This window comes from Pantoea sp. AN62, assembly GCF_050432985.1.
In the GTDB taxonomy this organism is placed as follows: Bacteria; Pseudomonadota; Gammaproteobacteria; order Enterobacterales; family Enterobacteriaceae; genus Pantoea; species Pantoea brenneri.
In genome coordinates this window covers 99,872-126,246 of the sequence record NZ_JBNPYB010000015.1, presented here as the reverse complement: position 1 = coordinate 126,246, position 26,375 = coordinate 99,872, and the positions used below count along the sequence as shown (strand labels likewise).

The 26,375-nt window shown below is 57.3% G+C and carries 25 protein-coding genes and 1 other RNA gene; 19 read left to right on the top strand and 7 right to left on the bottom strand.

Annotated elements, in window-relative coordinates; all coding sequences use genetic code 11:
* Nucleotides 1–144: 144 nt before the first annotated feature.
* Nucleotides 145–2,166 (top strand): NADPH-dependent 2,4-dienoyl-CoA reductase, encoded by a 2,022-nt coding sequence (locus tag FHW04_RS18175; RefSeq protein WP_046289262.1) that lies wholly within the window; start codon nt 145–147, stop codon nt 2,164–2,166.
* Here FHW04_RS18175 and rlmG read toward each other — a convergent pair whose 3' ends face one another.
* The gene (gene rlmG / locus FHW04_RS18170) at nt 2,167–3,285 is read right to left on the bottom strand and encodes a 23S rRNA (guanine(1835)-N(2))-methyltransferase RlmG (protein WP_089561927.1); all 1,119 of its coding nucleotides are present in this window, start codon (nt 3,283–3,285) and stop codon (nt 2,167–2,169) included.
* 82 nt (nt 3,286–3,367) lie between these two features.
* On the opposite strand from rlmG, the gene FHW04_RS18165 reads away from it, so the two are divergent.
* The gene (locus FHW04_RS18165; protein WP_046289263.1) at nt 3,368–3,871 is read left to right on the top strand and encodes a M48 metallopeptidase family protein; all 504 of its coding nucleotides are present in this window, start codon (nt 3,368–3,370) and stop codon (nt 3,869–3,871) included.
* Here FHW04_RS18165 and FHW04_RS18160 read toward each other — a convergent pair.
* Nucleotides 3,868–5,556, bottom strand: a complete 1,689-nt coding sequence (locus tag FHW04_RS18160) for a chloride channel protein (protein ID WP_069729057.1) — start codon at nt 5,554–5,556, stop codon at nt 3,868–3,870. The two genes, FHW04_RS18165 and FHW04_RS18160, sit on opposite strands and share 4 nt — an antisense overlap.
* A gap of 146 nt (nt 5,557–5,702) precedes the next feature.
* On the opposite strand from FHW04_RS18160, the gene FHW04_RS18155 reads away from it, so the two are divergent.
* The 3 genes from FHW04_RS18155 to sstT all read left to right on the top strand — a co-directional run bounded on the left by FHW04_RS18155 (nt 5,703) and on the right by sstT (nt 9,382).
* On the top strand, nt 5,703–6,689 hold the full coding sequence (locus FHW04_RS18155; RefSeq protein WP_031377206.1) for a Gfo/Idh/MocA family protein: 987 nt from the start codon (nt 5,703–5,705) through the stop codon (nt 6,687–6,689).
* 256 nt (nt 6,690–6,945) lie between these two features.
* Nucleotides 6,946–7,914 (top strand): TerC family protein, encoded by a 969-nt coding sequence (locus FHW04_RS18150; protein ID WP_031377207.1) that lies wholly within the window; start codon nt 6,946–6,948, stop codon nt 7,912–7,914.
* Nucleotides 7,915–8,149: 235 nt separating this feature from the next.
* Nucleotides 8,150–9,382 carry a serine/threonine transporter SstT gene (gene sstT / locus FHW04_RS18145; protein WP_031377208.1) on the top strand — a complete coding sequence of 411 codons (1,233 nt, stop codon included), beginning with the start codon at nt 8,150–8,152 and terminating at the stop codon, nt 9,380–9,382.
* 283 nt (nt 9,383–9,665) lie between these two features.
* Here the strand turns inward: sstT and FHW04_RS18140 are convergent, their stop codons facing one another.
* From FHW04_RS18140 to uxaC, 3 genes are read right to left on the bottom strand one after another with little or no spacing between them, the layout of a single operon-like run.
* Nucleotides 9,666–11,156: a UxaA family hydrolase gene (locus FHW04_RS18140; RefSeq protein ID WP_069729055.1), complete on the bottom strand. Its 1,491-nt coding sequence runs from the start codon at nt 11,154–11,156 to the stop codon at nt 9,666–9,668.
* Between the two features lie 4 nt (nt 11,157–11,160).
* The gene (locus FHW04_RS18135) at nt 11,161–12,609 is read right to left on the bottom strand and encodes a tagaturonate reductase (RefSeq protein ID WP_089561926.1); all 1,449 of its coding nucleotides are present in this window, start codon (nt 12,607–12,609) and stop codon (nt 11,161–11,163) included.
* A gap of 2 nt (nt 12,610–12,611) precedes the next feature.
* A complete protein-coding gene (gene uxaC, locus FHW04_RS18130) occupies nt 12,612–14,027 on the bottom strand; it encodes a glucuronate isomerase (RefSeq protein ID WP_089561925.1) in 1,416 nt (471 codons plus the stop codon).
* A 397-nt stretch (nt 14,028–14,424) separates the two neighbouring features.
* Between uxaC and FHW04_RS18125 the strand changes: the two genes are divergently transcribed.
* The 10 genes from FHW04_RS18125 to FHW04_RS18080 all read left to right on the top strand — a co-directional run bounded on the left by FHW04_RS18125 (nt 14,425) and on the right by FHW04_RS18080 (nt 21,194).
* Nucleotides 14,425–15,729 carry an MFS transporter gene (locus FHW04_RS18125; RefSeq protein WP_031377211.1) on the top strand — a complete coding sequence of 435 codons (1,305 nt, stop codon included), beginning with the start codon at nt 14,425–14,427 and terminating at the stop codon, nt 15,727–15,729.
* 85 nt (nt 15,730–15,814) lie between these two features.
* On the top strand, nt 15,815–16,591 hold the full coding sequence (exuR, locus tag FHW04_RS18120; protein ID WP_031377212.1) for a transcriptional regulator ExuR: 777 nt from the start codon (nt 15,815–15,817) through the stop codon (nt 16,589–16,591).
* 321 nt (nt 16,592–16,912) lie between these two features.
* Nucleotides 16,913–17,587 (top strand): DedA family protein, encoded by a 675-nt coding sequence (locus FHW04_RS18115; protein ID WP_089561924.1) that lies wholly within the window; start codon nt 16,913–16,915, stop codon nt 17,585–17,587.
* On the top strand, nt 17,587–17,934 hold the full coding sequence (gene mzrA, locus FHW04_RS18110) for an EnvZ/OmpR regulon moderator MzrA (protein WP_069729052.1): 348 nt from the start codon (nt 17,587–17,589) through the stop codon (nt 17,932–17,934). Before FHW04_RS18115 ends, mzrA begins: the two co-directional genes overlap by 1 nt.
* 196 nt (nt 17,935–18,130) lie before the next feature.
* Nucleotides 18,131–18,505 (top strand): DUF1090 domain-containing protein, encoded by a 375-nt coding sequence (locus tag FHW04_RS18105; RefSeq protein WP_069729051.1) that lies wholly within the window; start codon nt 18,131–18,133, stop codon nt 18,503–18,505.
* A gap of 35 nt (nt 18,506–18,540) precedes the next feature.
* Nucleotides 18,541–18,846 carry a DUF883 family protein gene (locus FHW04_RS18100; RefSeq protein ID WP_031377216.1) on the top strand — a complete coding sequence of 102 codons (306 nt, stop codon included), beginning with the start codon at nt 18,541–18,543 and terminating at the stop codon, nt 18,844–18,846.
* Nucleotides 18,847–18,848: 2 nt separating this feature from the next.
* Nucleotides 18,849–19,244, top strand: coding sequence for a phage holin family protein (locus FHW04_RS18095; RefSeq protein WP_031377217.1), 396 nt, complete (start codon nt 18,849–18,851; stop codon nt 19,242–19,244).
* Nucleotides 19,244–19,528 carry a YqjK-like family protein gene (locus FHW04_RS18090; protein ID WP_031377218.1) on the top strand — a complete coding sequence of 95 codons (285 nt, stop codon included), beginning with the start codon at nt 19,244–19,246 and terminating at the stop codon, nt 19,526–19,528. Before FHW04_RS18095 ends, FHW04_RS18090 begins: the two co-directional genes overlap by 1 nt.
* A gap of 202 nt (nt 19,529–19,730) precedes the next feature.
* Nucleotides 19,731–20,144, top strand: a complete 414-nt coding sequence (locus FHW04_RS18085; RefSeq protein WP_069729050.1) for a DoxX family protein — start codon at nt 19,731–19,733, stop codon at nt 20,142–20,144.
* Between the two features lie 75 nt (nt 20,145–20,219).
* The gene (locus tag FHW04_RS18080) at nt 20,220–21,194 is read left to right on the top strand and encodes a glutathione S-transferase family protein (RefSeq protein ID WP_046289265.1); all 975 of its coding nucleotides are present in this window, start codon (nt 20,220–20,222) and stop codon (nt 21,192–21,194) included.
* A 218-nt stretch (nt 21,195–21,412) separates the two neighbouring features.
* Here FHW04_RS18080 and rnpB read toward each other — a convergent pair.
* Together rnpB and rsmI are read right to left on the bottom strand one after the other, a co-directional pair.
* An RNA gene (gene rnpB, locus FHW04_RS18075) (RNase P RNA component class A) lies at nt 21,413–21,791 on the bottom strand.
* Between the two features lie 33 nt (nt 21,792–21,824).
* Complete coding sequence (gene rsmI, locus FHW04_RS18070; protein ID WP_089561923.1) at nt 21,825–22,688, bottom strand: 16S rRNA (cytidine(1402)-2'-O)-methyltransferase; 864 nt, start codon at nt 22,686–22,688, stop codon at nt 21,825–21,827.
* Between the two features lie 62 nt (nt 22,689–22,750).
* On the opposite strand from rsmI, the gene FHW04_RS18065 reads away from it, so the two are divergent.
* From FHW04_RS18065 to dolP, 4 genes are read left to right on the top strand one after another with little or no spacing between them, the layout of a single operon-like run.
* Nucleotides 22,751–24,817: a penicillin-binding protein activator gene (locus tag FHW04_RS18065; RefSeq protein WP_089561922.1), complete on the top strand. Its 2,067-nt coding sequence runs from the start codon at nt 22,751–22,753 to the stop codon at nt 24,815–24,817.
* Nucleotides 24,775–25,170, top strand: a complete 396-nt coding sequence (locus tag FHW04_RS18060; protein WP_031376378.1) for a YraN family protein — start codon at nt 24,775–24,777, stop codon at nt 25,168–25,170. The genes FHW04_RS18065 and FHW04_RS18060 overlap by 43 nt, the downstream gene beginning before the upstream one ends.
* Before the next feature lie 14 nt (nt 25,171–25,184).
* Entirely contained in the window at nt 25,185–25,772 is a 588-nt protein-coding gene (diaA, locus tag FHW04_RS18055; RefSeq protein ID WP_031376379.1) for a DnaA initiator-associating protein DiaA, read from the top strand.
* Nucleotides 25,773–25,786: 14 nt separating this feature from the next.
* Nucleotides 25,787–26,359, top strand: a complete 573-nt coding sequence (gene dolP, locus FHW04_RS18050; protein ID WP_031376380.1) for a division/outer membrane stress-associated lipid-binding lipoprotein — start codon at nt 25,787–25,789, stop codon at nt 26,357–26,359.
* Nucleotides 26,360–26,375 lie beyond the last annotated feature (16 nt).

The window sequence follows — 26,375 nt, the reverse complement described above, 5'->3', positions numbered from 1 at the left end:
GGCTGGCACGGGCGAAGTTGCCCGGCCCGGCCCGTCGCCGGGTCAGATGTTTTTGATTTCACTCACACCCTGACACTGTTTCACTTTTTTTTAACCCGGAAGCCGCTAGAGTTGACTCATCCGACCACTTCGCAGTGAGTGATTATGACCCAGCTCAATCCACACTATCCCGCGCTGTTTACGCCGCTGGACCTTGGCTTTACCCAACTTAAAAACCGTTTTCTGATGGGGTCGATGCACACCGGACTGGAGGAACATCCGCAGGGTGCTGCGCGGCTGGCCGCGTTCTATGGCGAACGGGCGCGTGAGGGAGTGGCGCTGATCGTCACCGGCGGCATCGCTCCGAATCCACAAGGCGTGACAACCGCACACGGCGCAATGCTCACCGACGCGTCACAGTGTGCCTGGCACCGGCCGATTACCGCCGCCGTGCACCAGCATCAGGGGAAAATCGCGTTGCAGATCCTGCATACTGGTCGTTACAGCTATCAACCGGATCTGGTCGCGCCCTCGGCTCGCCAGGCCCCGATTAATCCGTTTACGCCTCAGGCGATGAGCGATGCCGATATCGAACAGACCATTGCGGATTTTGCCCGCTGCGCCCGACTGGCGCAGCAGGCAGGATACGATGGCGTGGAGATCATGGGTTCGGAAGGCTATCTGATTAACCAGTTTCTGGTTAAGCATACCAATCAGCGCACCGATCGCTGGGGCGGTGACTTCCGCCAGCGTATGCAGTTCGCCCTGGCGATCACCCGCGCGGTCCGTGCCGCCACGGGCGAGGCCTTTATCATTATTTTCCGCCTGTCGATGCTGGATCTGATCAAAGACGGCAGCACGCTGGAAGAGACGTTGCAGCTGGCGGCCGAGCTGGAGCAGTGTGGCGTGACGCTGTTCAACACCGGCATTGGCTGGCATGAGGCGCGCATTCCGACCATCGCCACCTGCGTGCCGCGTGCGGCGTTTGCCTGGGTGACGCAGCGCCTGCGTGAGCAGGTGAAGGTGCCGGTGATCGCCACCAACCGTATTAATCACCCCGCCGTTGCCGAGCAGCTGTTGCAGTCAGGCTGCGCCGATATGGTGTCGATGGCGCGCCCTTTTCTGGCCGATGCCGCCTTTGTCAGTAAAGCGCAGCGCGGCGACGATAACAGCATCAATACCTGTATTGCCTGTAATCAGGCCTGCCTCGACCAGGTTTTTGCCGGCAAGATCACCTCATGCCTGGTCAATCCTCGCGCCTGCCATGAGTCACTGATGCCGGTGGTCGCCACCACCGCGCCACGCCGTCTGGCGGTGGTCGGAGCCGGTCCCGCCGGAATGGCGTTTGCACTGCAGGCGGCGCAGCGCGGCCATCAGGTGACGCTTTACGATGCCGCGCCCGATATTGGCGGCCAGTTTAATATTGCCCGGCAGATCCCCGGTAAAGCGGAGTTCAGCGAAACGCTGCGCTATTTCCGCCATCAGCTGGCGGCGGCAGGCGTAAAGGTGATCACCGGCTGTCAGGTCGGGGCTGACCAGCTCAGCGCGGCCGATGAAGTGATCCTGGCGACCGGCATTCAGCCGCGCACCCCGGCGATCCCCGGCATCGACCATCCCTGCGTGCTGAGCTACCTCGAGGTATTACGCGATAAGCGCCCGGTTGGCGCGCGCGTCGCCATTATTGGCGCGGGTGGAATTGGTTTTGACACCGCGGAATATCTGTCACAGCCGCCGCATCAGGATGAGCTGGCCGCGTTCTATCGCGAATGGGGCATCGATCGCAGCCTGAGCCAGCGTGGCGGCCTGATAACGCCGCAGCCGCCTGCCGCTGCCCGACAGATCTGGCTGTTGCAGCGCCGGGCCGGTAAACCGGGCGCGTCGCTGGCTAAAACCACCGGCTGGATCCATCGCACCAGCCTGCAGGCGCGCGGCGTGCAGATGTGGGGCGGCGTAGAGTATCTGGCGATTGATGATGCCGGGCTGCATCTGAGACGCGACGGCGAAACGCTGTTGCTAGCGGTCGATAACGTGATTATCTGCGCCGGGCAGGAACCGCAGCGCGAACTGGAAGCTGCGCTGCGGGAAAGAGGTCAAACGGTCACGCTGATTGGCGGTGCGGATGTGGCGCAGGAACTGGATGCGCGCCGCGCTATCGCGCAGGCGACGCAGCTGGCGCTCAGCATCTGATTAGCGCATCTTCACCGCACGCAGCACCACGAACTTCTGGTTCGAGGCGACCAGCGTGCAGTTGCCAAACAGCTTTTTCAGTTTGTGGTGATAATCGAGGTGGCGGTTGCCGACAATGCGCAACTCGCCGCCATATTGCAGGCAGCGTTTTGCATCACGGAACATCTGCCACGCCAGGTGATCGGTAACCGCATGCTGCTGATGGAATGGCGGGTTGCACAGCACCGCGTGCAGACGATCGGAAGGATAACCACTCAGCACGTTATTGACGCGAAACTGGCAGCGGCTCACATCCTCAGGCCGGTTAACTTCAACGTTACGCTGGCTGGAGGCGACCGCCATGTAGGACTCATCAAGGAAATGCACCTCGGCCAGCGGGTTCTGCTCCAGCGCCACCAGCCCTACCACGCCGTTGCCACAGCCGAGATCGACAATCTCGCCCTCAATATTTTCCGGCAGATGCTGCACAAACAGTCGCGCACCGATATCCAGCGACGCACGTGAGAACACATTGGCGTAGTTGTGAATCTGATAAGGCGTGCCATCCAGCGGCCAGACCAGCGTTGGCTCAGCGTCACGCAGCGCGGGCTGGGTGAACTGGCTGTAAATCAGCCGCGCTTTTTTCCACGCCAGCGAAGTGCGGGTTTCACCGATAATCTGTTCAAACAGCTGCAGCGTCGAATTATGGATCTCTTTGGCACGCGCCGCGGCCAGGATTACCGTCTCTGGCGTCGCCACCTGACGGATCGCGCGCAGCTGATGTTCCAGCAGCGCCAGCGTTTTCGGCACCTTGATCAGCACCGCGGCCGGAGCGGCTGGCAGCGCAGCCAGGCTATCAAGGAAATGGACTTCGCCGTCATCCAGCGCGTTTAACGCCAGGTTCTGACGTGTCGCCTGCTGGCTCAGCCAGGAGTCGCTGATGTGCCAGACGGTACGCGGATTGAGCGCGCAGGTTAACGCACCAAAGCTGTCGTTAACCACCAGCACCGGGCCATCGGGCAGCGTCTGCTGCAACAGATATTCATCAGCCGCATCCCAGGCTTGTAATGGACTTTCGTCACGCATCTGCGGGAAACGATGCAGGATCAGTGTGCGATCGTTCAGTTCAAGTTGGCTCATGAATTCTCCGGCGTGGTACACTTTGATTGATTTTCGCCCCAAAAAGGGGGCGCAGTATACTGTCTTTCGCCGGGAATCCCTAATGTCCTCACTGATCTACCTGCAGGGTTATCCTGCCCCCATTCTTGAGCAGGTTCAGACGTTGATCACCCATCAGCGTTTAGGCGCGTTTCTGCAGCAACGTTATCCCGACACGCACGACGTGATGAGCGATAAAGCGCTGTACGACTACACGCTGGCGCTAAAAAACCGCTACATGCGCAACGCGCCGCCGATCAGTAAAGTGATCTGGGATAACAAGATTAAGGTAATGAAGCACGCGCTGGGTTTGCATACCGCCATTTCGCGGGTGCAGGGCGGCAACCTGAAGGCCAAGGCCGAAATCCGTATTTCGACCTTTTTCCGCCTCGCGCCGGAACCCTTTCTGCGGATGATCGTGGTGCATGAGCTGGCGCACCTGAAAGAGAAGGATCACGACAAAGCGTTCTACCAGCTCTGCTGCCATATGGAGCCGGATTACCACCAGCTTGAGTTTGATGCCCGCCTGTGGATGACCGATCAGGCGATGCGCGGCAACGCGGCTTAAAGAAACTCCTGCGCTTTCTGGATCAGGCTGGTTTTGGTCAGCGCCCCGAGAAAGCGCCGTTCCTGCGGATTGTTCAGCACCGGCAACCGCTCCAGCGTCACCGCCGCAAACGCTTCCCAGCCCTCACGCATACTCTGGTTCTGATAAACCACCGGAAACTCGTCATCCATCACGCACTGCACCGGTGAGTCGAGCGTGATCTCCTGCGCCAGTACCCGCCGTGAAATCTCATGGATCGATACCACGCCCAGAAACGCCCCGACGTCATTGATCACATAGACGTAGCGTTCTCGCTTCAGCGAACTGACCGCCAGCGCCTGGCCGACCGACTCGTGGGGCTGCAACGCCGCACCGGCAATGATCAGCTCAGCGATGCGCATATTATCGAAATCGTATTTGGCTTCGGACCGGTTGAAGTGATGACTCACTACCGGGTAGGTGCTGGTCGATTGCAGCCGGTAGACCACCATCGACGCCAGCACCGAGGCGATCATCAGCGGGAACAGCAGGCTGCTGTTGAGCGTCATCTCCAGCACCATCAGCATCGCCATTAACGGTGCCTGACTGACGGCAGCCAGCACCGCCGCCATGCCAATCGCGGCATAAAGCAGCGCATTGCCGAGCGGCAAATGCAGCGCCGCCCCGACGCTGGCGATAATCACCCCCAGCAGCGCGCCAATCAGCAACGACGGAGTAAACAGACCGCCGACCGCATTCGATCCGACCGACAGGCTGGTGGCGAGCGTCTTCAGCACCAGCAACAGCAGCAGGCCTGGCAGCAGATAGTGGCCCGCCATCACCTTAACGATCACCTCGTAGCCGTTACCGAGAATGTCGGTGGAAATCAGCGCCAGTAAACCGACCGCGACGCCGCCCGCGCCGAGCCGCAGCGGCAGCGACGCCACCCGGCTGAACAGCAGCTTGCTGCGGGCAATCAGCTTAATCAGCAGCCAGCCGGCCAGACCGGCAACCAGACCGATCACCACCGTCATCAACAGGCTGCTGAGATCCATCTGGAAACTGGCTTCTGCCAGCGGATAAAGCGCATTGCGAAAACCCAGCGACCACATGGTCATCACCGCCACGGCCGAGGCGATAATCAGCGGTATCAGCCGCTGCAGCGCTGAAATACCAAAGGCAATCTCCGCCACAAAAATCGCTGACGCCAGCGGCGCGTGATAGACCGACGACAGACCTGCCGCCGCTGCCATGGCCACCACGTCACTGTTTTTCAGGTTAAGCGACGCCGGTAACAGCCGGCCAATCGCGCTGCCGCACAGTGCCGATAGCTGCACCATCGGCCCTTCTTTCCCTATCGACGCGCCGCTGCCGATACTGGCAATGGAAGATAAAGCGCGAAAAAGCGAGGTTTTGGTCGGAACGGCATCGAGACGGGCATTTATCACCTCAAGGTAGTCGGTTTTAACCGTCTGTTGCTGCTCGATTGCTACAGCGTAGCGCAGAAAATAACCCGCCAGCACCCCGCCGCCGCCCACCAGCAGCGGCCAGAAAATCCACGGCCAGAAGTGTACCGATTCGGTGATTTCGCCGCCGCTGGCGAACAGCAGATGGTTAATAAGTTCGATAACGCCACGAAACGCCAGCGTCACCAGCGAGGCCGCGCATCCGACCGGAATGGCAATCAGTAAGGTGGTCCAGTTTAATGCGTGCTTACTTGCTTTCACCTGCGCTCCCTGGTTTATCCCTGAAAATCATCGCGTCATCATATTATTGGAATGCGGATCGCAGGATCAATGCCTGCCCGGCTGGCCCCATTGCACCCGGCCGGAGAGATGTTACTCTGCCGCTTTACTTCTGCCGGAGAGATGACGTGATTCGTTTTGCCATTGTGGGAACAAATTGGATTACACGCCAGTTTATTGATGCCGCCCATGAAACCGGGGCGATGAAACTGTGTGCGGTCTATTCACGCAGTCAGCAGCAGGCCGAGGCGTTCAGCCACGATTATCCCTGCGAGCAGACCTTTACCTCGCTGGAGGCGCTGGCCGCCAGTCCGCAGATTGATGCGGTCTATCTTGCCAGCCCTAATGCCCTGCATTGTCAGCAGGCGTTGCTGTTTTTATCGCACGGCAAACATGTGATTTGTGAGAAACCGCTGGCCTCTAATCTGCAGGAGGTGGAGGCGATGATCGCCTGTGCCCGCCAGCATCAGGTGGTGCTGTTTGAGGCCTTTAAAACCGCCAGCCTGCCTAATTTCCTCCGGCTGCAACAGGCGCTGCCTGAGGTTGGCAGGCTGCGTAAAGCGTTGCTGAGCTACTGTCAGTACTCCTCACGTTATCCGCGCTATCTCAACGGCGAGAACCCCAACACCTTCGATCCGCGCTGGTCCAACGGCTCAATTATGGACATTGGCTATTACTGCCTGGCGTCGGCGGTTGCGTTGTGGGGTGCGCCGCAGCGGGTGCAGGCCAGCGCCACCCTGCTGGAAAGCGGCGTGGATGCGCACGGTGTCGTGGTACTGAGCTACGGCGATTTTGACGTGACGATCCTGCACTCTAAGGTGAGTGACTCCTCACTTCCGAGTGAAATTCAGGGCGAAGCGGGCGCGCTGGTGATTGAGAAACTCTCCGAGTGTCAGAAGCTGACCTTTATTCCGCGCGGTGCGGAAAAGCAGGCGCTGAGCCAGCCGCAGCATATCAATACCATGCTGTATGAAGCCGAAACCTTTGTCCGGCTGGTTGAACAGCGCCAGGTGGACCATCCGGCACTGGAGGTTTCACGTATTACCGCCGCGCTGCTGACCGAAATTCGCCGCCAGACCGGGGTGATTTTTCCGGCCGATCAGCCAGCAGTGTAAATATTTCTAAATATTAACAACAACGATTGATTCCTGTTCGGCTAAGCCGTAACTTACGCTCCTGCAAAGGGGAGTAACTTGTAAGCTGATCGATCGTCACTACGTTGCGTAAGCATCCGGTCATCAGGCAACCCGGAATCTATTCTGTGTTGTAAGTGAGACCTTGCCGGAAGGCGAGGTTTGCTTACACCAAAAATAAGCGGCTGACGTCTTCTGACTTCAGCCGTTTTTTTTATTTTTCAGACAGGATACGAATATGCAAACTGTGGGTACGCCATTACTCTGGGGCAGCTTTGCGGTTGTGGTGCTGATCATGCTGGCCATCGATCTGCTGTTGCAGGGACGCCGCGGCGCGCAGACCATGACTTTCAAACAGGCCGCCGTCTGGTCGCTGATCTGGGTGTCGGTTTCACTGCTGTTCAGCGCCGCGTTCTGGTGGTATCTGGAAGGCAGCGCCGGGCGTGAGGTCGCCAACACCCAGACCCTCGCCTTTCTGACCGGCTACGTGCTGGAAAAAGCGCTGGCGGTGGATAACGTCTTCGTCTGGCTGATGCTGTTCAGCTACTTCTCGATTCCGGCGAACCTGCAACGCCGCGTATTGATCTACGGGGTATTAGGCGCCATCGTGCTGCGTACCATCATGATCTTTGCGGGCAGCTGGCTGGTGACGCAGTTTAGCTGGATCCTCTATGTCTTCGGGGCGTTCCTGCTGTTTACCGGCGTAAAAATGGCGCTGGCGAAAGAGGACGATCATGCGGTCGGCGACAAGCCGGTAGTGCGCTGGCTGCGCAACCATCTGCGCATGACCGACGCACTTGAAGGTGAGAAGTTCTTCACCCGCAAAAATGGCGTGCTGTTTGCGACACCGCTGCTGCTGGTGCTGATTATGGTGGAACTGAGCGACGTTATCTTCGCCGTCGACAGTATTCCTGCCATCTTCGCGGTAACCACGGATCCGTTTATCGTACTGACGTCTAACCTGTTCGCAATTCTCGGTCTGCGCGCCATGTACTTCCTGCTGGCAAACGTGGCCGAGCGCTTCTCGATGCTGAAATATGGCCTGGCGATCGTGCTGGTGTTCATCGGCTTTAAGATGCTGATTGTCGATCTCTACCATATTCCGGTTGGCATCTCGCTCAGCGTCGTCGGCCTGATCCTGGCGTCAACGCTGCTGATCAATGCCTGGGTTAACCGCAAAAGAGACCAGAAAAAAATCGCGCCATAATTACCTGCAGGGGCAGCCGATGCCCCTGTTTTATTTTGCAGCTGCGTGCAGCGACATTTCATACCTCTGTCACACTTCCCATATCCAGCATAATAAAAACCCGACAGCGGCCACACTGGCAGAATTATCTCTTTTCTCATCCGATCTTTTCCTTATACTCCGCCGGGCAAACCGCTTTAGCCGATGCAAAACATCGCCGCTAAAACTACATCCGCGACAAAATATAGAAAACACTATGCAGAAAACTCTCTCCTCACGTCTGGGCGCGCTGTTCGCAGGCAGCCTGGTGAAGCAAATCATGATTGGGCTGGTTGCCGGTGTGGCGCTGGCCTGGATTTCTCGCGATGCGGCGCTGGCCGTTGGACTACTGGGCGAACTGTTTGTCAGTGCGCTGAAAGCGGTGGCACCGCTGCTGGTACTGATGCTGGTGATCGCCTCAATCGCTAATCACCAGCAGGGCCAGAAAAGCAATATCCGGCCGATTATCATGCTCTATCTGCTGAGTACCTTTTTCGCCGCCGTGGTGGCCGTGGTGTTCAGCCATCTGGTGCCGCAGACGCTGACGCTGGCGGTAGGCAGCACCGAAATCACGCCACCGTCCGGCATCACCGAAGTGTTGCGTGGTCTGCTGATGAGCATGGTGGCGAACCCGATCACCGCGCTGATGCAGGCCAACTATATCGGTATTCTGGTCTGGGCGATTGGTCTCGGACTGGCGTTTCGTCACAGCAGTGACTCTACCCGCAACTTACTGAATGATGCCTCTCACGCGGTGACCTGGCTGGTGCGGTGCGTTATCCGCTGTGCGCCGATCGGTATTTTCGGTCTGGTGGCATCGATTCTTGCCTCTACCGGCTTTGGCGCACTGTGGCAATACGCCCATCTGCTGACGCTGTTAATCGGCTGCATGTTGCTGATGGCGCTGGTGGTTAACCCGCTGCTGGTGTTCTCTAAAATTCGCCGTAACCCCTATCCGCTGGTGTTTACCTGCCTGCGCGAAAGCGGCGTCACCGCCTTCTTCACCCGCAGTTCAGCCGCCAATATTCCGGTGAATATGGCGCTGGCGAAACGTCTGGGACTGGATGAGGATACCTATTCGGTTTCCATTCCGCTGGGGGCGACCATCAGTATGGCGGGCGCATCAATCACCATTACGGTCTTGACGCTGGCGGCGGTGCATACGCTGGGGATCAACATTGACGTCCCGTCCGCGATTCTGCTCAGCCTGGTCGCCTCACTGTGTGCCTGTGGCGCGTCCGGCGTGGCGGGCGGTTCGCTGCTGCTGATCCCGGTGGCCTGTAATATGTTTGGCATCCCCAACGATCTGGCGATGCAGGTAGTCGCGGTCGGCTTCATTATCGGCGTGCTGCAGGACTCGGCGGAAACCGCACTCAACTCCTCGACCGACATCCTGTTTACTGCCGCGGTCTGTCAGGCCGAAGCCGAACGCGAAACCAGCCGGGCTTAATCTTTCTGATAGCTCAAAGAACGGGTGGCGGAGTCCGAAGAGCAAAGCGTCCCGCCGCCCGGATAAAAACGCCGGGCGCGTTTTTGAACAACGCAAAGCGCTAACCCGGCCAGGGCGCACCTCAGGGATGAGGTGCGCAATCGCACGGGCCGAACGTGTCATGAATGACGGCCTTTGCGACTTTCCGATCGGACCGTGTTCCCTACGCAGGCTCAGTCTCACCGCCACTGAGCCGGACTTTAGCAACGATCTCAAGCAACCCGCACTTTAGCAGATCGCTTTTTTACAGCGTCACCCCGCTTTTAAAGATCGCCAGCTCGCGGAAGTCATTCTTTTCGTTGTTGGTCGGTTTGCCATTGGCAATCGCCACAATGGTATCCACAAAATCTTCCAGCATTTGATCCATGCTCATGCCATCAATCAGCCGTCCGGCATCAAAATCGATCCAGTGTGGTTTTTTCTCGGCCAGCGGCGTGTTGGTCGCCAGCTTCACCGTCGGGACAAAACCGCCATACGGCGTGCCGCGTCCGGTACTGAACAGCACCATGTGACAGCCGGCACCCGCCAGCGCACTGGTTGCCACCGCATCGTTGCCCGGCGCACTCAGCAGGTTGAGGCCTGGCGTTTTTAACCGTTCGCCATACTTCAGCACATCAACCACCTGGCTTTGTCCGGCTTTCTGGGTGCAGCCGAGCGACTTCTCTTCCAGCGTCGTGATGCCGCCCGCTTTATTACCCGGCGATGGATTCTCGTAGATCGGCTGATGATGATCGATGAAGTACTGCTTGAAGTCGTTAATCATCGCCACCGTTTTGCCGAAAATCGCTTCGTCACGGCAGCGGCTCATCAGAATGCGTTCGGCACCAAACATCTCCGGCACCTCGGTCAGCACGGTGGTGCCGCCATTGGCGATCATCTGGTCCGAGAAGCGTCCCAGCAGCGGATTGGCGGTAATACCTGAAAACCCATCCGACCCGCCGCACTCGAGACCAAATTTCAGCTCGCTGAGCTTGCCAGGCTGACGCTGGTCATGCCGCATTTTTTCATACAACGCATGCAGACGTTCCACCCCGGCTTCCACTTCATCGTCGTGCTGCTGACAGACCATAAACTCCACCCGGTCGCTTTCAAACGCGCCGAGGGTGTCACGGAATGCATCAACCTGATTATTTTCACAGCCCAGACCAATCACCAGCACCGCACCCGCATTCGGATGACGCACCATATTTTGCAGCATGGTGCGGGTGTTTTCGTGATCCTGGCCAAGCTGAGAGCAGCCAAAGGTATGGCTGAACAGGAAGACGCCATCAATATCTTCCGCCTGCTGCGTCTCCTTCAGGAAACGTTGCAGGATCTGCCGTGCGATGCCGTTAACGCAGCCTACGGTCGGCAGGATCCATAATTCATTGCGGATACCGACCTCACCGTTAGGGCGACGGTAGATCTGCACCTCACGATCGCCCGGCTGTGGCGGGATGGCCACGAAGTCCGGCTGATACTGATAGTGATCCAGATCGCTGAGGTTAGTGCGGGCGTTCTGTGAATGGATCAGCTCTCCGGCAGCAATCGGCTGAGTGGCGTGGGCGATCGGCAGACCATATTTGATCACCAGCTCGCCTTCAGCGATGGGCTGCAGGGCAAACTTATGCCCGCGCCCGATAGCCTGTTGCAGCGCCACCGAATGCGCCAGTAGCTCTGTGGTGACGCCGGCGTCTAAGTCACGCAACGCCACGGCGACGTTGTCGCGGGAATGTATTTTAATTGCGTCTTGCATAGCGTTATCTCAGTTGACTCAGCGCCTCACGCATTCCGTGGGCGATGATGTTTTGCAGGTGTCGGGTCACCACAGCCACCAGATCGGGCCGTTGGGTTAAATCTTCGCCCCAGTGCTGCGCATCACTCAGGATGCTGCGCACCAGTTGCTCTGGCGAAATCTGATCGGCCTGCAGCGCCGTCCAGCCTTCGGCGTAGCGCTGTAACCAGTGTGCATCATCCTGCAACGGCCAGCTTTTATCCGCCGATTCGCCGCGATAAAAAGCGATCAGCGCTGCCAGTGCAAAAGTGATGCGGGTCGGCCACTCGCCGCTCTGCTGCTGTGCAGCCAGCATCGGCGTCAGCAGACGGGTGCGGAATTTGGTCATGCCGTTCAGCGCAATCGACAACAGCGCATGGCGAATAAACGGATTGCGGAAGCGACGCTGTACCGCGTCGGCAAAGGCGTGCAGTTCGTTCGCGGGCAGATCGAGCGTCGGGATCACTTCGTCGCGCAGCAACGCATCCACGAAGCCGGCAATCGCCGGATCGTCCATCGCCTCGCCCACGTTCTCCAGTCCGGCGAGAAAGGCCACCGGCACCATCGCGGTGTGCGCGCCGTTGAGGATCGCCACCTTCTGCGCTTTATACGGCGTAATGTCATCGACGTGCCGCACCTGGGGTGCCAGCGCGTCCAGTTTCAGCTCGCTAAACAGCGCCGACGGTCCCTGAATCACAAACTGATAGTAGACTTCGCCCGCCACCAGATAGCGATCCTGATAGCCCAGCTCCGCCTCAATCTGCGCGCTTTCAGCCGGGAAGCCGGTGACGATGCGATCCACCAGCGTGTTATAGAAGGCGCAATGCTGGTTAATCCAGCGGTTAAATTCGGCGGGCAGCTGCCAGTGCTCAGCGTAGCGCAGCACCCTATCGCGCAGCGTATCGCCGTTGTGGTCAATCAGTTCGCACGGCACCACCAGCCAGCCTTTATCACTGGCGCCTTCGAAGTGGCAATAGCGCGCCCACAGCAGCTGGGTCAGTTTACCGGGGAAGCTGTTGGCAGGCTGGTCGGTGAGCCGATCGCTGCTGTCAAAAACGATACCTGCCTCGGTGGTATTCGAAAACACCATGCGCAAATCGGGATTGTGCGCCAGCGCCATAAAATCGCCGAACTGCTGATAAGGCTGGATCTCGCGGTTCAGGCTGCGAATCAGCCGGGTTTCGCTCACCGACTCGCCCTGATCGTTCAGGCCACGAATCAGCGTAGTGTAAAGCCCGTCCTGCTGATTCAGGCTGTCACTGACCTCACGGTTACGCGGCCGCACCACCACGATCCCGGCATCGGTGCCCTGGTGCTGGTTAAGCCAGTCAATCTGCCAGTCGATAAACGCCCGCAGAAAGTTTCCTTCACCAAACTGGATCACCCGATCGCGATAAACCGCACCCGGGAAGTCGTGCCGATTGAGCCTTTTCATTATCAAGCTCCCAGCTCAATGCCGAAATAATCACGGGCATTGTTGAAACAGATGTTTTGCACCATCTCGCCTAACAGCGCTTCATCCGCTGGCGCTTCGCCCTGCTCCACCCAGCGACCGATCATCTGGCACAGCAGACGGCGGAAATATTCGTGGCGGGTGTAAGAGAGGAAGCTGCGGCTGTCGGTCAGCATCCCGACGAAGCGACTCAGCAAACCAATCTGCGCCAGCTGGGTCATCTGCCGCTGCATGCCATCAAGCTGATCGTTGAACCACCAGGCGGAACCAAATTGCATCTTGCCGGCCTGACCTTCACCCTGGAAGTTACCGGCCATGGTCGCCAGCACTTCGTTATCGCGCGGATTAAGGCAGTAGAGAATGGTTTTTGGCAGCGCATTATTGAGATTCTGCGCGCCCAGCAGCCGGGCCAGCGGTTCAGCCAGCGGCTGATCGTTAATCGAGTCGAAGCCCACATCCGGCCCTAACAGCTGATACTGACGCGGGTTGGTGTTGCGTAACGCGCCAATGTGATACTGCTGCACCCAGCCGCGACGGGCATATTCACTGCCCAGCCACACCAGCACCGCGGTTTTGAACTGGGCGGTCTCCTGCGGATTGGGTGCCGTGCCGCTGCGGCGGCGCGCCAGAATCCCATCCAGCGTAGCGTCATCCGCTTCGGCATAACAGACCACGTCCAGCGCGTGATCGGAGACTTTACAGCCGTGCGCCGCAAAGTGATCCAGCCGCTGATAGAGCGCGCTGCGCAGATCGTCAAAACGCTGCACGCTGATGTCGGTCAGCTGCTCCAGCGTCTCAATCCACGGCAGGAAGGTTTCCGCTTCAATATTGAATGCTTTGTCCGGCCGCCAGCTCGGCAGCACTTTGACAGTAAAGCTGCTGTCCTGCGCCAGTGCGTGATGATGACGCAGATCGTCCAGCGGATCGTCGGTGGTACCGACCATTTTCACCTTCATCTGCTGCATGATGCCGCGCGCGGTAAAGCTGTCCTGCGCCAGCAGTTCGTTGCAGCGATGCCAGATGCTATCCGCGGTTTTTTCCGACAGCAGCGTATCGGTAATCCCGAAAGGCCGGCGTAATTCCAGATGAGTCCAGTGATAGAGCGGGTTGCCGATGGTATGCGGCACGGTACGCGCCCAGGCATCAAACTTTTCACGATCGCTGGCGTCGCCGGTACAGAGCGCCTCCGGTACACCGTTGGCGCGCATCGCCCGCCACTTGTAGTGATCGCCTTTCAGCCAGATATCGTAAAGGTTAGCGAAGCGATAATTTTCGGCAATCTGCTGCGGCGGCAAATGGCAGTGATAGTCGAAAATCGGCTGATCCTTCGCATAGTCGTGATAGAGACGACGGGCGAACTCGTTATCCAGCAAAAAATCCTCGGTCATAAAACGCGACATAGAAACTTCCTCATCAACTGAACCGCTAATGGCTCAAAGTTATCATACCAATTTCAGCGCGCTGCGGATTTATTTGCGATCCTGCTCACATAAACGACGTTGTCTGCCGGCGGTTATGGACACTTTTGTCGCCTGTAGCGTGCTAAATGGCTGTCATTTCGCAGGTTTCCAGTATCCCACAGCGCAGAAAGGGTTTTTGTGATGGCTCTCAACTTTTAAAGTTGTATAACAAGTTAGGCTCTCGCTCCATCGTGAGGGTGTTTTGACTCACAAACGGCAAGGTCAGTAACGGTCGCTCAGACAGGACCTGCGGGCGTGAGCAGAGCTGCATCACGAGCTGTCCCGCTCCAGATAACAACAGCGGCATGACCGCATACAGAACTGGAAGAGGTAGAGGATGCGTAAAATCAAAGGGTTACGCTGGTACATGATTGGACTGGTGACTCTCGGCACGGTGTTAGGGTATCTGACCCGCAACACCATCGCGGTGGCGGCCCCCACCTTACAAACTGAACTGCATATCACCACGCAGCAGTACTCCTACATCGTCGCAGCCTATTCAGCCTGTTATACGCTGATGCAGCCTGTGGCGGGCTATGTGCTCGATCTGCTGGGCACCAAAGTCGGTTATGCAGTGTTTGCTGTGTTGTGGGCTATCTTCTGCGCCGCCACTGCGATGGCCGGTAGCTGGGGCGGTTTTGCGCTGGCTCGCGGTGCGGTGGGTGCGGCAGAAGCGGCGATGATCCCGGCGGGTCTGAAAGCCAGTAGCGAATGGTTCCCGGCCAAAGAACGCTCGGTGGCGGTCGGCTATTTCAACGTCGGCTCGTCAATCGGGGCGATGCTGGCACCGCCGCTGGTGGTGTGGGCGATTATGGCCCACAGCTGGCAGATGGCGTTTATCATTACCGGCGTGCTGAGCATGGCGTGGGCCCTGTGCTGGCTGGTGTTTTACAAACACCCGAAACAGCAGACTAAACTCAGTGATGAAGAGCGCGACTACATCATTTCCGGTCAGGAAGCGCAGCATCAGACCGGTAACACCCGCAAAATGTCGGCGCTGGAAATTATCCGCAATCGTCAGTTCTGGGGCATTGCGCTGCCGCGTTTTCTGGCTGAACCGGCCTGGGGGACCTTCAACGCCTGGATCCCGCTGTTCATGTTTAAGGTTTACGGCTTCAATCTGAAAGAGATTGCGCTGTTTGCCTGGATGCCGATGCTGTTCGCCGACTTTGGCTGTATTATTGGCGGATATCTGCCGCCGCTGTTTCAGCGCTGGTTTGGCGTCAATCTGATCGTCTCACGTAAACTGGTGGTCACCATGGGTGCGGTGCTGATGATTGCGCCGGGTACAATCGGCCTGTTTACCAGCCCGTACGTGGCCATCGCCCTGCTGTGCGTCGGTGGTTTTGCTCATCAGGCACTTTCTGGCGCCCTGATCACCCTCTCCTCTGACGTCTTCGGCCGCAATGAAGTGGCGACCGCTAACGGCTTAACCGGCATGGCAGCCTGGACAGCCAGCACCATGTTTGCGCTGGTGGTGGGTGCACTGGCCGATACGCTGGGCTTCAGTCCGCTGTTTGCCGCGCTGGCGGTATTCGACCTGCTGGGTGCCGTAGTGATCTGGACGGTATTGAAAAACAAACCGATTTCAGAGCTTACGCCAACCGTAACCGCACCGCAGGCCGCAGTGGCTCGCAGTTAGTCTTCCGGGCTGGCGTAGGCCAGCCCATTTCCTCGCACGACGCAAAGTGGTATAACAACTCTCTGTTTGCTACCTGGACTGTGCTATGGACCTCACTGAATCCCGTCGACTCTATCAACAGCTGGCCAGCGAGCTGAAACGCCGCATTGAAGCCGGAATCTACCCGATCGGCGAGAAACTGCCGGCCGAGCGCCTGATTGCTGAAGAGATGGAAGTGAGTCGCACCGTAGTCCGTGAAGCGATCATCATGCTGGAAGTCGAAGGCTATGTTGAGGTACGCAAGGGCTCGGGTATCCACGTAATGGCCAGCCAGCAGCAGAACCGCATTGCACCGACCAGCAGTCAGCTGGAGTTCGCCACTTTTGGCCCGTTCGAGTTATTACAGGCACGTCAGCTGATCGAAAGTAACGTGGCCGAGTTCGCCGCCACGCAGGTGACCCGCCAGGATATTATCGACCTGATGGCGATTCAGGAAAAAGCCCGTCAGGAAGATCATTTCCGTGATTCCGAATGGGATATGCAGTTCCACGTTCGTATTGCCCAGTCCACCCAGAACAGCGCGTTAGCTGCCATCGTTGAAAAAATGTGGCTGCATCGCCTGCACAATCCTTACTGGCTCAAACTCCACGAGCACATCGACCAGCGCAGCATCCTCAGCTGGTGCGATGACCATGATCAGATCCTTAAAGCCCTGATGCGCAAAGATCCGGCCGCCAGTAAACTGGCGATGTGGCAACATCTGGAAAATACTAAACAGATGCTGTTCAATGCCACGGCGGATGATTTCGAATTTAACGTGGACCGTTACATGTTCGGGGAAAATCCGGTCATCCTGCCAGACGGGTCAAATAACGCCCGCTAACGGGTTTGAAAAGCGTTCAGCATGGTCAGTTAATCTGCAATAGTGTCAGGTCATGTAAAGCTCCTTTTTACACACCGTTTCACAAGGTAAAACTCCTGTTCACCGATCAGTTTTCCTGTTTCGGATGGGTGATTTTTGTTACAGTTATCGCCCTTTTCTTACCCTTTGCGACAGGGGTTTATAAAGTCGCTGATTTAACGATCAATTCTGGAAGGATCCGGAAAATCCTGCCCAGGCTGCGCGCCTAAAATTTACAACTAACTGCCAGTCTGTGCTCAAGTCCCGTGGGACATGTTTAACAATGATGTTCAGGAAAGATTGATGGATATTTTGCAAGCGTTGCTGCATGCCTTGTGGCAACAGGACTACGAAACGCTTTCCGACCCCACGCTGGTATGGGCCATTTACGGCGTGCTGTTTATGATTTTGTTTCTGGAAAATGGCCTGCTCCCCGCCGCCTTTTTGCCCGGCGACAGTCTGCTGATTCTGGTCGGCGTGCTGATTGCTAAAGGCACCATGACTTTTCCACTTACCATTCTGGTCCTGACGACCGGCGCCAGCCTCGGTTGCTGGGTGAGTTATATTCAGGGGCGCTGGCTCGGCAATACGCCCACGGTGCAAAAATGGTTATCACACCTGCCGGCGCAATATCATCTGCGCGCCCACAGCCTGTTTCACCGGCACGGTTTATCGGCGCTGCTGATTGGCCGCTTTATCGCCTTTGTCCGCACTCTGCTGCCAACCATTGCCGGATTGTCCGGCCTGAGCAATGCCCGCTTTCAGTTCTTTAACTGGGTCAGCGCCTTCCTTTGGGTGGTCATTTTAACCGTGCTGGGCTTTGCACTGGGCAAAACGCCGATTTTCCGCCGTTATGAGGACGAACTGATGTTCTTCCTGATGATGCTGCCGCTGGCGCTGCTGGTGTTTGGCCTGGTGGGATCGCTGGTGGTGTTGTGGCGTAAACGACAGGCGGATCAAAACGGGAAAGCTGAGTAATGAAATTGCTACAGGCTATTCCTAAACGGTGGTTACCGTGGCTGATTGCTGGCGTTTTTGCGCTGATTGCCATTGGCATTGCACCGACGCTGATGCGGCATGAAACGGTGGTGCAGATTCGCGTATCGCACGCGGGTGCTACCCTGCCCGACGGCTTCTACCTTTATCAACAGCTGAGCGCCCAGGGGATTCGCATTAAGAGCATTACCCCGGCCGGCGACGCGCTGATCATTCATTTCGACAGTGAAGAACAGAGTCTGGCGGCGCAAAAAGTTCTGCGCCGTCTGCTGCCTCAGGGCTTTATTGTGGCGCAACACGAACAGTCTCAACGCCTGTCGCTGGCGTAATCTCCTTTTCCTCGCTGTTAACACTTCAGACCGTGGCGCAGGCTGGCACGGTCTGAAGTGAACTCTATCTCCCGGTGTTCTTTGAACTTTTTACCGCTGATGTCTATGCTTAACCGAGAGTTGATTCTCAGCACGTGGCGCAAGCGGATTCGTGGCGTGGTGACGGGTCAGGTAACAACGGAAGGTACAAAGCCTGATGAAATATCAAGTATTACTGGGAATCGCGCTGTTTTCGCTGTCAGGATCGTTGCTGGCGGCTGAATCGCTGTGTCAGCAGAAAGAGCAGGATATTCAGCGTGAGATTGAGATGGCGCAGAAGCATAACAATCAGCGTCGCGTCAACGGTCTGGAGCGTGCACTGACCGAGGTGCGTGCCGACTGTACTGACAAGAAGCTTGAGGCTGCGCATCTGGAAAGAATTAACGCTCAGAAGCAGAAAGTTGCTGAGCGCGAACACGAACTCAGGGAAGAGCGTGATGAGGGCCATGACAAGGAGAAGATTGCTAAACGAGAACAAAAACTGGATGACGCGCGCCGGGAGCTGAAGAAGTTACAGGCGGAGCCCTATTAATCGGAATTAATCTACTGATGTTAAAGGAGTATTTTATGTCTAAAGACACATCATCGGAACATTTGCGTGCTGAACTGAAAAACCTTGCTGACACCCTGGAAGAGGTGCTGAGCAGCAGCACTGAGAAATCCAAAGGCGAGCTGGATAAGCTGCGTAACAAAGCGCGTGTGGCGCTGGACAGCTCACGTGAGCGCTTAGGCGAGTCAAGCGAACGCATCGCTGCCACCACCCGCGAAGCCGCGCAGAAAGCAGAAGGCTACGTGCGTGAAAATCCATGGCATGGTGTCGGTATCGGTGCTGCGATTGGCGTCGCACTGGGCATCCTCATTTCGCGTCGTTAATTATGGCAGATTCACAGCATAACCACGGCCCGGCTAAAGGGGTCATTAACATAGGTCAGCGTATCGTTACCACGCTGGTTGGTATGGTTGAGACGCGCGTTCGTCTGGCAGTGGTGGAACTGGAAGAAGAGAAAGCTAACCTGATACAGCTGCTGTTGATGGTTGGCCTGACGATGCTGTTCACCGCTTTTGGCCTGATGAGTCTGATGGTATTGATCATCTGGGCAGTGGATGCACAGTATCGCCTGATGGCCATCGGTATCACCACCGGGGCGCTGTTCCTGCTGGCGATTATCCTCGGACTCTGGACGCTACGTAAATCGCGTCAGTCCACGCTGTTGCGCCACACGCGCAAAGAGCTGGATACTGACCGCAGCTTACTTGAGGATCAGCGTTAATGAGCCGCCGCGAGCGTGAAGAACGCATCCATGAACTGCTTAAGCATGTGCAGCAGCAGCGGCTTGATCTCAGCGCTGCGCGCCGTGACTGGCTGGAAGGGACCGCCCATTACGACCGCGGCTGGTTTACTTTCCTCAGTTTACGTCGCTATCTGGCGATCGGCAGCAGCGCGCTGGCGATCTACTCGATTCGCAGTCCCAACATGCTGTTACGCTGGGCAAAACGCGGGTTTGGCGCCTGGAGCACCTGGCGCATGATCAAATCCGCCTTGCCGCCGCGTTAATCCTGCTTAAAGCCGGTCCTGAAAAGACCGGCTTCTCTTCTTCAGAATTTCTGAAAAACATCGACAGTTTATATCGCTTACAACCTTTCCGCGCCGCGACTATCATCTCCAGCTATCAACCCAATGAATGGCAGCACAGCTTTCAGCGGGAATAAACCCTGCGGGCAACGGTCCTGCAATATTTATAGCGCTGGAGTAAATGATGAAAAAATTCGAAGATACTGGTTTGTTACTGGCTCGCATCCTGATGCCAATCCTGTTCATTACCGCGGGCTGGGGCAAAATCACTGGTTATGCGGCGACCCAGCAATATATGGAAGCGATGGGCGTGCCTGGCGTGATGCTGCCGCTGGTTATCCTGCTCGAATTCGGCGGCGGCCTGGCGATTCTGTTCGGTTTCCTGACCCGTTTTACCGCGCTGTTTACTGCCGGTTTCACCATCCTGACGGCGTTTCTGTTCCACAGTAACTTTGCCGAAGGCGTCAACCAGCTGATGTTCATGAAGAACCTGTCAATTGCCGGCGGCTTCCTGGTGTTAGGTCTGGTGGGTCCGGGCGCTTACAGCATCGACCGTCTGCTGAGCAAAAGAAAACCACAGTCGGCGATTGCACGCTAAACTCAGATAAGCATCATCACAGACAGACTTAACAGGGCGAGGAAATAACCTCGCCCTGTTTGCATTGGAGGCAATATGGGACAGCTAATTGACGGTGTCTGGCATGACACCTGGTACGACACCAAATCGACCGGCGGACGCTTCAAGCGTTCAGCCTCTGCCTGGCGCAACTGGGTCACGGCCGATGGCAGCGCCGGCCCGGACGGCAAAGCGGGATTCACCGCCGAGCGTGACCGTTATCATCTCTACGTTTCGCTGGCCTGCCCATGGGCGCACCGCACCCTGCTGATGCGTCAGCTTAAAGGGCTGGATAGCATGATTGATGTGTCAGTGGTGCATCCGCTGATGCTGGAAAATGGCTGGACCTTCGATGATGAATTTGAGCAGGCAACCGGCGATAAGCTCTATCAAAATGAATTTCTCTATCAGCTCTATCTGCACGCCGATCCACACTACAGCGGCCGCGTAACGGTGCCGGTATTGTGGGACAAGCAGCAGAACACCATCGTTAGCAATGAATCGGCCGATATCATCCGGATGTTCAACAGCGCGTTTGATGCGGTTGGGGCCCGAGCCGGTGACTATTATCCGCCTGCCCTGCGTGAAAAAATCGATGAGCTGAACGGCTGGATTTACGACACGGTGAATAACGGCGTCTACAAGGCGGGCTTCGCCACCTCCCAATCGGCCTATGATGAAGCGGTCACCGCGCTGTTTCATTCGCTGTCACGGCTGGAGCAGATCCTCGGTCAGCATCGCTACCTGACTGGCGATCGGCTGACCGAAGCGGATCTGCGCCTGTGGACCACGCTGGTGCGTTTTGATCCGGTCTACGTGACCCATTTTAAATGCGATCGTCATCGCATCGGTGATTTCATTAATCTCAGCGGTTTCCTGCGCGATATTTACCAGATGCCCGGTATTGCAGAGACGGTTAACCTGCCGCATATCCGCCATCACTACTATTGCAGCCATAAGACCATCAACCCGAACGGCGTGATTTCGCTGGGACCGGCGTTTGACTGGGATGAGCCGCACGGCCGCGGTTAATTCCGTCTGGTATTTTCGGTACTCACATCTCAACGGGTGGGAACTGATGCCTCAGCGGCTAATAAGCAAAAACCCCGCCGAAGCGGGGTTTTTAGTAACAAGTCGAAGCTGACTGTTGAGCCGCCTTCTTTTATAAAAAGCGTCGTGGACAGTCATTCATCACTGTCTGCACTTAGCCCGCAAAGCAAAAACCCCGCCGAAGCGGGGTTTTTAGAAGTAGTCGAAGCTGACCGTTAAGCCGGGTTCTGTCGTGGACAGTCATTCATCTAGGCCAGCAATCACTCACTGGCTCAAGCAGCCTACCCGGGTTCAGTACGGGCCGTACCTTGTGAACCCCTATTTGGCCTTGCTCCGGGTGGAGTTTACCGTGCCACGAACTGTTGCCAGTCGCGCGGTGCGCTCTTACCGCACCCTTTCACCCTTACCTGATCCCATTACTGGGCCATCGGCGGTTTGCTCTCTGTTGCACTGGTCGTAGGCTTGCGCCTCCCAGGCGTTACCTGGCACCCTGCCCTATGGAGCCCGGACTTTCCTCCCCTCTGCCCGTCTCCCCACAAGTGAGGACGACGACAAAGCGGCGACTGTCTGGTCAGCTTCGGCGCGGGATGATAGGGCATTCGCCGCCATTTGTCACGCCTCTTGCTGCTCCAGCGCATATTTGTAGAGCGCATTTTTCTTCAAGCCATGGATCTCAGCGGTCAGGGCAGCGGCTCGCTTAAGCGGTAACTCTTTCTGCAACAGCGCCAGCGTGCGCAGTGCGTCAGGCGGTAGCGCCTCTTCGTCGGCCTTGTGGCCTTCGACAATCAGCACCATCTCGCCTTTGCGACGATTTTCATCCTCTTTCACCCACGCCAGCAGCTCGGCGACCGGCGCACCGTAAATCGACTCCCAGGTTTTGGTCAGCTCGCGCGCCAGCACCACATACCGGTCCGCGCCCAGTTCGGTCACCATGTCCTGCAGGCTGTCCAGCAGACGGTGGGTCGATTCGTAGAAGATCAGGGTACGTGGCTCCTGCACCAGCGCACGTAAGGTATCGCATCGGCCTTTGGTTTTGGCCGGCAGAAACCCTTCGTAACAGAAACGATCGGACGGCAATCCGGCAGCACTCAGGGCGGCGATAGCGGCACAGGCGCCTGGCAGCGGCACCACCCGAATCCCGGCTTCGCGACAGCGCCGCACCAGATGGTAGCCGGGATCGTTAATCAGCGGCGTGCCTGCATCGGAAACTAAGGCTATGCTTTGCCCCTCTTGCAGCTTCGTCAGCAGCAGCTCGGCCTTCTGTTGCTCGTTGTGGTCGTGAAGTGCGAAGAGTCGCGCAGTGATGGCGAAATGTTGTAGCAACAGCCCGGTATGACGTGTATCTTCCGCAGCGACCAGATCGACGCTCGAAAGCACCGTCAGCGCCCGCTGGGTGATATCACCCAAATTACCAATCGGGGTTGGAACGATGTAGAGCGTGCTGGCAGAAATCTCTGCCCGATCGAGTTGTTTCATTGTTTCATCCGAATTGCCGATTTAATATTGAGCATCTTGAAAAAAACATCACTGGATACAGTATGCTTCCTTCAAAAGTCGTTCGTCGTAAAGCAGGACGCTTTCTGCCTGTCATTCTTGCCGGGCTGATTTTAGCCGCGTGTAGCGGTCAGGGGCCGCAAACCTCAACCGTCAATATTCAGGGGCCTGCTACCGCCAGCTCAGCCTATTATCTGCAACAAGCGCAGCAGAGCAGCGATGATAGCAAGACCGACTGGCAATTACTTGCAATCCGCGCCCTGTTGAAGGAAGGAAAGTATCCTGAGGCGACCCAGCAGCTCAGCCAGCTGCCGCAACAGCTTTCAGACACCCAGCAGCAGGAGCTATTGCTGTTGCAGGCGCAGTTGCAGCTGTCAAAACAGCAGGTCAAAGAAGCGCAGTCGCGTTTAGAGCAGGTGAAAACCAGCGCGCTGTCGCAGGATCAGCTGGCCCGCTATTACGGTTTGCAGATTGCTATCGCCCAGGGCCGCCCTTCGCTCTCGCTGCTGCGTACCTATATTGCGCAGGAGCCGCTACTGAAAGGCCCGGATCATCAAAGTAATATTGACGCCACCTGGCAGGCACTGACGCAGATGCCACCGCAGGAAGTCAGTAATCTGGTGATCAACGCCGACGAAAATGTTTTGCAGGGCTGGCTGGATCTGCTCGCGGTTTGGCGTGCCAATACCCAGGATGCTGAGATGCTGAAGTCCGCCATTAAAGACTGGCAGACCCGTTATCCGCAGAACCCGGCAGCCAAAACCTTACCGACTCAGCTGAGTCAGATGCAGAACTACATTAAAGCCTCCACCAGCATCATTGCGCTGTTGCTGCCGCTGAACGGCCAGGCGCAGGTGTTCGCCAATGCGATTCAGAAAGGCTTTAATGACGCCAAAAATGGCGCACTGACGCCAGCGCCGCAGCCGGCGGCTACCCAGCCCGCGACAGCGGATGCTACCGCCAGTGCACAGCCCGCCTCTGCTGATGCGGTCGTCAGTCCTTCTGCTGCGCCAATCAGCGCGCCGCAAGCGCAGCCTGCCGATGCGGCAACGCCACAGCCGGCCGCCGCACAGCCTGCTGCAACCCAACCCGCGGCGACGCAGCCAGCCGCCGCACAACCGGCCAGCAATGCGCAGATCAAAGTCTACGACACCAGCAGCCAGCCGATTCAGCAGGTGATGCAGCAGGCACAGCAGGATGGCGCCACCATCGTGGTTGGCCCACTGCTGAAGAGTGACGTTGAGCAGGTCGCTAACAGCCAGACGCCATTAAATGTGCTGGCGCTTAACGAGCCGGAAAAGATCCAGAACCATCCGAATATTTGTTACTTTGCGCTTTCTCCTGAAGACGAAGCGCGCGATGCCGCGCACCATATCTGGGATCAGGGCAAGCGTCAGCCGCTGTTGCTGGTGCCACGCAGTGGACTGGGCGATCGCGTGACTAACGCATTTACTCAGGAGTGGCAGACGCTGGGCGGCAGCACCGTGCTGCAGCAGCGCTTCGGTTCCACCGCTGAGCTGAAACAGGGCATCAACAGTGGCGCAGGCATCAGTTTATCCGGCACGCCGGTTAACGCCGCACCTGCCGAGCCGCAGGGCGTCTCGATTGCGGGCGTGAACATTCCGGCTCCGCAGCAGAGCACGCCAGACGTCGCCAGCCCCAGCGGTGACGGCGCGGTCGATGCGGTCTATATCGTCTCAACACAAGGCGAGCTGCAGCTGATTAAACCGATGATCACCATGCGTACCGGTAGCCGCAGCAACATCGCGCTGTATGCCAGTTCCCGCAGTGCCCAGGCGGGTGCCGGTGCCGACTTCCGGCTGGAGATGGATGGCCTGCAGTTCAGTGATATTCCGCTGCTCTCCGGCACCAATCCGGGTCTGATGCAGCAGGCGTCTAAGTCCTTTAACAATGACTATTCGCTGGTGCGTCTGTATGCGATGGGAATTGATGCCTGGACGCTGGCGAATCACTTTAACCAGATGCGTCAGTCACCGGGCTTTACGCTGGACGGCAATACCGGCAAGCTCAGCGCCGATGCGGATTGTGTGATCAACAGGAAGTTGACATGGAACCAGTATCGTCGGGGCGAAATCGCGCCGGCCAACTAAATCGCCGTCAGATTGGTGCCGGGCACGAACAGCGTGCCCGCCGCTATCTGGAGCAGGCAGGCCTTAAATGGGAAGCCAGCAATGTCCATTGTCGCGGCGGGGAACTTGACCTGATTATGCGCGACGGGCACTGTTGGGTGTTTGTCGAAGTTCGCTACCGGCGCGATGCGCGTTACGGTGGCGCCCTCGCCAGCGTGACCCGCGAGAAACAACATAAGCTGCTGCGTGCTGCCGCTCTCTGGCTGGCACAACGCGGCGGCAGTTTTGAAACAGTGAATTGCCGTTTCGACATCATCGCCATTACCGGCACGGCGCTCGAGTGGCTGCCGAATGCCTTTAATGCAGACGTTTAGAACCAGGTGGTCGTGTGCAGGACAGAATTAAAGCGTGTTTTACCGAAAGTATCCAAACCCAGATTGCCGCTGCAGAAGCGTTGCCCGATGCCATTTCCCGTGCGGCGATGACGCTGGTGCAGTCGTTACTGAACGGCAATAAAATCCTCAGCTGCGGCAATGGTGCCTCATCAGCCAATGCTCAGCACTTTGCCGCCAGCATGATCAACCGTTTCGAAACTGAGCGCCCCAGCCTGCCGGCGCTGGCGTTGAGTGCCGACAATGTGATGCTGACCGCGATTGGCAACGATCGTCTGCATGACGAGGTTTACGCCAAGCAGGTGCGGGCCCTCGGCCAGGCGGGCGACGTACTGCTGGCCATCTCCACGCGCGGTAATACCCGTGACATTGTTAAAGCCGTTGAGGCGGCAGTGACGCGCGATATGACTATCGTTGCGCTTACCGGGTATGATGGTGGCGAACTTGCCGGACTGCTGGGCCCACATGATGTGGAAATTCGCATCCCGTCGCACCGCAGTGCCCGTATTCAGGAGATGCACATGCTGACCCTCAACTGTTTATGCGATCTGATCGATAACACCCTGTTTCCACACCAGGAATGACCGAAGGAGCTCCAATGAAAGCATTGAACGCTGTAGCCATCCTGTTAACCGCAATGCTGCTGCAAGGCTGTGTTGCCGTGGTTGCCGGCAGCGCCGCTGTCGCCACCAAGACGGCCACCGATCCACGCACCGTCGGCACCCAGGTCGATGATGGCACGCTGGAATTACGTGTCTCTAACGCCTTAGCCAAAGATCAACAAATCAAAAGTGATGCCCGCGTTATCGCTACCGCTTATCAGGGCAAAGTCCTGCTGACCGGCCAGGCCCCTTCGCAGGAGATCGCCGACCGGGCTAAACAGATCACCATGGGCGTGGATGGCGCAACCGAGGTCTATAACGAAATTCGTATCGGCCAGAAAGTGACGCTGGGAACCTCCTCTTCGGATACCTGGATTACTACCAAAATCCGTTCGCAGCTGCTGGGCAGCGATCAGGTGAAATCATCCAATGTGAAAGTCACCACCGAAAATGGCGAAGTGTTCCTGTTGGGTCTGGTAACGCCGCAGGAAGCCCAGGCAGCGGCCGATGTGGCCAGCCGGGTAAGTGGCGTTAAGCACGTGACCACCGCGTTCACTATGCTGAAGTAAACCCTCAGACAGCAAA

Coding starts and splice junctions, on each gene's coding strand:
- FHW04_RS18060 (WP_031376378.1), top strand. CDS start 24,775: ATGGAACCAGTATCGTCGGGGCGAAATCGCGCCGGCCAACTAAATCGC.
- FHW04_RS18115 (WP_089561924.1), top strand. CDS start 16,913: ATGGATATTTTGCAAGCGTTGCTGCATGCCTTGTGGCAACAGGACTAC.
- FHW04_RS18165 (WP_046289263.1), top strand. CDS start 3,368: ATGTCCTCACTGATCTACCTGCAGGGTTATCCTGCCCCCATTCTTGAG.
- exuR (WP_031377212.1), top strand. CDS start 15,815: ATGGACCTCACTGAATCCCGTCGACTCTATCAACAGCTGGCCAGCGAG.
- FHW04_RS18100 (WP_031377216.1), top strand. CDS start 18,541: ATGTCTAAAGACACATCATCGGAACATTTGCGTGCTGAACTGAAAAAC.
- rlmG (WP_089561927.1), bottom strand. CDS start 3,285: ATGAGCCAACTTGAACTGAACGATCGCACACTGATCCTGCATCGTTTC.
- FHW04_RS18090 (WP_031377218.1), top strand. CDS start 19,244: ATGAGCCGCCGCGAGCGTGAAGAACGCATCCATGAACTGCTTAAGCAT.
- FHW04_RS18150 (WP_031377207.1), top strand. CDS start 6,946: ATGCAAACTGTGGGTACGCCATTACTCTGGGGCAGCTTTGCGGTTGTG.
- FHW04_RS18065 (WP_089561922.1), top strand. CDS start 22,751: ATGCTTCCTTCAAAAGTCGTTCGTCGTAAAGCAGGACGCTTTCTGCCT.
- FHW04_RS18135 (WP_089561926.1), bottom strand. CDS start 12,609: ATGAAAAGGCTCAATCGGCACGACTTCCCGGGTGCGGTTTATCGCGAT.
- FHW04_RS18125 (WP_031377211.1), top strand. CDS start 14,425: ATGCGTAAAATCAAAGGGTTACGCTGGTACATGATTGGACTGGTGACT.
- uxaC (WP_089561925.1), bottom strand. CDS start 14,027: ATGTCGCGTTTTATGACCGAGGATTTTTTGCTGGATAACGAGTTCGCC.
- dolP (WP_031376380.1), top strand. CDS start 25,787: ATGAAAGCATTGAACGCTGTAGCCATCCTGTTAACCGCAATGCTGCTG.
- rsmI (WP_089561923.1), bottom strand. CDS start 22,688: ATGAAACAACTCGATCGGGCAGAGATTTCTGCCAGCACGCTCTACATC.
- FHW04_RS18095 (WP_031377217.1), top strand. CDS start 18,849: ATGGCAGATTCACAGCATAACCACGGCCCGGCTAAAGGGGTCATTAAC.
- FHW04_RS18175 (WP_046289262.1), top strand. CDS start 145: ATGACCCAGCTCAATCCACACTATCCCGCGCTGTTTACGCCGCTGGAC.
- FHW04_RS18105 (WP_069729051.1), top strand. CDS start 18,131: ATGAAATATCAAGTATTACTGGGAATCGCGCTGTTTTCGCTGTCAGGA.
- sstT (WP_031377208.1), top strand. CDS start 8,150: ATGCAGAAAACTCTCTCCTCACGTCTGGGCGCGCTGTTCGCAGGCAGC.
- mzrA (WP_069729052.1), top strand. CDS start 17,587: ATGAAATTGCTACAGGCTATTCCTAAACGGTGGTTACCGTGGCTGATT.
- FHW04_RS18140 (WP_069729055.1), bottom strand. CDS start 11,156: ATGCAAGACGCAATTAAAATACATTCCCGCGACAACGTCGCCGTGGCG.
- FHW04_RS18085 (WP_069729050.1), top strand. CDS start 19,731: ATGAAAAAATTCGAAGATACTGGTTTGTTACTGGCTCGCATCCTGATG.
- FHW04_RS18080 (WP_046289265.1), top strand. CDS start 20,220: ATGGGACAGCTAATTGACGGTGTCTGGCATGACACCTGGTACGACACC.